This window comes from Streptomyces chiangmaiensis, assembly GCF_036281785.1.
In the GTDB taxonomy this organism is placed as follows: domain Bacteria; phylum Actinomycetota; class Actinomycetes; order Streptomycetales; family Streptomycetaceae; genus Streptomyces; species Streptomyces chiangmaiensis.
In genome coordinates this window covers 1-3703 of the sequence record NZ_JAYWVC010000410.1, presented here as the reverse complement: position 1 = coordinate 3703, position 3703 = coordinate 1, and the positions used below count along the sequence as shown (strand labels likewise).

Sequence of the window (3703 nt, the reverse complement as noted above, 5' to 3'; positions counted from 1 at the left end):
CTGCGCCTCACGGCGCACCCACGACCTCCGCCACGGTGCCGCGACCCTCGCCCATGCGGCCGGCGCCGGCCTGAAGGACATCCAGGAGATGCTCGGCCACTCCTCGATCACCATCACGGCCGACACGTACACGAGCCTGCTTCCCGAGGCCGACCTGGCGATCGCCGAGGCCGCAGCCCGGCTCGTCACGCGCGCTCGCGCCACCTCCAAGAACACCGCATCGGAGGCGAAGCCTGAGCCCGACGGTGAGGAGAAGTCCGATCCGGAGCCCGTGTCGGATGATGCTGATCCGTTGGGAGGAATTTGGGAGATCAACTCTCCGTCCGCTCACGCACCGCTCGCGCAAACGGCCTCGGACGAGGAGTCCGAGGCCGAATAGAGCGCCTCCCTGGGGGAAAAGCCCAGGTCTGAGCCGTAACGCCTTGTGCCCCCGGCAGGATTCGAACCTGCGACACCCGCTTTAGGAGAGACCCTATAGCTGTCCCCGTCTGTGGTGATCTTTCCCAGGGTTTACCGTTGCTGCTGGTCAGCGAGGCGTCGTCGTCCGTCCACGTCTGATGCTTCCTCGCCTTTATATGGCCTTCCGTTCCCATGACGTTCCCATGTGGGTTCCCCACGAGCCTGTGGTAGCGAGGGCGGGGGAGTCCGCCGAGACCAGCTGCGGTCTGCGAAGAGGTGAGCACCGCAGATCGTCGCTGTCCGGCTGGGGCGCCAACGACGCACTGTGGACGGTTGTGGAAGCCGAGGACGACAACTCCCACGCCCTTCTCGCCGACTGGTTGGACGAATTGCCCTCGGTCGTGGACCTGGCCCCCTGGTCGTCGAGTCACCTCGTGGAAGTGGCTGCCGCCCTTCTGACGCAGCGGCATACTCGGCGTCGTCCTCCTCCACTTCGCCCTCCTCAGGGATGTAGCCGGCCTTGGGGAGTTGCCTCTGCAGGAACGCCGGGGTGGTGTCGAAGCCGCCCCGTACGACGGTGGCGACGACGAGCCGGCCGCCGGTGCGGTGCTCCACCGAGGTCACGACCGCGCCGTCGGGCACCGGCAGGTTCTCCGGGAAGTCCTTGGGGAGCGGCAGTGAGGCGGCAGTGGGACAGCCGCCGGGCGCGGCACCGGCTACATTCCCGGCCGGCGGATCGGTTGCCTGCTCCGCCGCGGACGTCGCCCCCGGCGGCTCGGCGTGCTTGTTCGCCGCCGAGCATCCGGTGACCGCGGCCAGGCTGAGGCGGCTCCTACCAGTACGGCAGCCGGGGGCGATGGCTTCATCCAGTGGCTTCCTTAGGGCTTCTTGTGCTTGCCGCGGACCACGGCGTCGTACGCGCCGTACAGCGTGTTGCCGGAGGACTGGCGGGCGATGGAGGCCAGCGCGTCGTAGTTCTGCGCACCGCCGCTCGCGCAGGTGCCGGTGCAGCCGTCGGCGTAGGCGACGAGCACGCGACCCTGGGCGTCGATGGTGACGTCGATGAAGTCCAGGAGGTTGCGGTCATTGCCGCACGTGGTGCCGCCCGTACAGATCGACCCCTTCTGAACCGGGTCGGTTGGGGTGGCGTCGACAGTGGACCAGGACTGGCCGCCGTCGTAGGTGGTGGCCACGTACAGCTGCCAGACGCCCGTGAAGTTGGCCGCGTCCTGATAGTTGCCGCTGGTGGTGGTGCCAAGGAAGGCGAAGGCGGCGCGGTTGTCGTCGCCCGCGGTCACGGCCGGGAAGACGATGTTCTTGATGCCGAGGGCCGCGCCGACGTTCTGGTCGTACAGCCACGTCTTGCCCTTGTCGTGGCTGACAGCGATACGCGGCGTTCCGTCGCTGTTCTGGTAGCCCATGTAGACGGTCCCGCCGGCCCCGATCCCCACGCTCGGGTCCGAGTCACCTGGGGTGCTGGACGGGTTCTTGCGGACGGTCCACGTCAGCCCGTTGTCCTCGGAGACGGTCACGGCCTGATGGCCGCCGCAGCCCTTGTTGGGCACGTACACCGTGCCGTCCGGGGCGACTTTCACATGCCCGTGCAGGCCGCCGCAGTCCAGCAGGGAGTACATCGGAACGGCGGGCCCGTACGTCAGACCGCCGTCCCGGCTGACCGCGCAGGAGGCGTCGGCGATGTCCTGGGAGCAGTAGTAGACGGCGTTCGGGTACGACGTGACGGTGCCTGGACCGCCCGTGGCGAAGGGGCCGCCACCGATGGTCTGGTGGTCCACACCGGAGTTGATGCCCGAGCCGCCCGTCGGCGTCCACGTGTCACCGTCGTCGTCGGTGTAGCAGGTCAGGGCGGTCTTGCCGGCGAGCTGCGACTCGAAGGTGCGGTGGGTGACCGGGTCGGTGAACAGGATCGGGTCGAGGCTGGTGGTGCTGCCCTGGGGGCAGCCGTTGGCCGCGCTCGCACTTTTGTCCTGCCATGTGGCGGCACCGGCACTGTCGTAGGTGACCTTGAGCGTCGACGTGTACGCCTGGAACATCGCGGCGCCACTTGCACGGTCGACGCCGATCGAGGGTTCACCGGCGTTGTGCGCGTCCGTGATGCCGTCGGGAGCCCAGGAGTTCGCGTACGTCGGCGGTGTGGCCGTACTCGGCGGCGGATCGGCCGGAGTGGTGATCAGGCTCGCGGTGCCGGTGAAGCTGTTGCCGAGCGGCGCGTACGGCACCACGCGCACGGTGTACGACGCCGACACCGCCGGAAGCAGCACGGTCTCGGGGTCGCTGGAGGAGGCCGAGGTGGCCACCTCTCGGCTGTCCGCATCGAGGACGTACAGGTCGAAGTCGGCGGCGGAGTCCGGCCATCTGACGTCGATGCGCAGGCTGTGACCGGCGTCGTAGCCCGCGGGCACCGACACCTTCAGGGCGTAGTCGTCGCAGGGTTGTGCATTCCCGCAGCTCACCGTCCCGGCGGTGCCGGAGACATTCGGGACGACGAAGGGACCGGCGCTCCACGTGGTCGTGGGTGCGGTGTCGCTGACCGATCCGGAGGACGGGGTGGCGGCGTCGGCAGCCACACTCGGCAGGGTTCCGGCGACGAGCGCCAGCAACCCGAAGGCGAGACGCCCCCGCGACCGCGGGTGGTGGTGAAGACGGAGTGCGGAGAGGAGAGCCACAGGTACCTCGTGGGTTCGCGAGTCGGACGAAGGATGGTGGTGTGTGGCCGTACGGGTGATGCCTTCGTCTGCTCTACGGGGAGGCAGGCGGCGTCTGTCGCGAGAAACCGAACTCTTTTCGAAACGGGCCGGACAGTGTGCGCGGGGGCGCCGGGCCAGAAGGGACTGTTCAACAAGGTTGACGTGGGTCAAACCATTGTTCCTGTGGATGATGTACCGCTGCGGCTGGGCACGAAGGCAGGGCGGGAGACCGTTCTTGCTGTCGTCTTGCTGCCGAGATCGCGCGCGACGGCTTCGAGGGGGCGATGCGCAACGCGTGCCTGTCGAGTGGAGAGGACATACCCCATCGCAGATGAACTGCTGGCCCGCCTGCCGTTCACTTGCGGAACGGCCGGCCGCCGCTCATGTCTCGGCGTAGTAGGACTGGATCACGCCTCGCTGACCGCCCTGCTGAGGGGGGTCAGCAGGAGTTGGTGAGGTAGTTTGCTCGGGGGTGGGGGAGTTGCCCCAGGGCCACCGCATCCCGACCGCCGTGAAGCCCGTCATCCCATTCGGGCCGCACCCCGTTCCCGACGAAAAAGTGCCCCCGCGCGACTGTGTGAGGGCACTTACGGAGGCCT

The 3703-nt window shown here is 68.3% G+C and carries 2 protein-coding genes and 1 pseudogene; 2 read left to right on the top strand and 1 reads right to left on the bottom strand.

Annotated elements, in window-relative coordinates; translation table 11 throughout:
• The coding region (locus VXC91_RS43430; protein ID WP_329512864.1) for a tyrosine-type recombinase/integrase at window positions 1-379 on the top strand (379 nt) is incomplete at its 5' end.
• A gap of 898 nt (window positions 380-1277) precedes the next feature.
• Here VXC91_RS43430 and VXC91_RS43425 read toward each other — a convergent pair.
• Window positions 1278-2984: a sialidase family protein gene (locus VXC91_RS43425; RefSeq protein WP_329512863.1), complete on the bottom strand. Its 1707-nt coding sequence runs from the start codon at window positions 2982-2984 to the stop codon at window positions 1278-1280.
• Window positions 2985-3177: 193 nt separating this feature from the next.
• Here VXC91_RS43425 and VXC91_RS43420 point away from each other — a divergent pair.
• Window positions 3178-3412, top strand: a pseudogene (locus tag VXC91_RS43420) (DUF4291 family protein); the annotation flags it as partial.
• Between the last annotated feature and the right edge of the window lie 291 nt (window positions 3413-3703).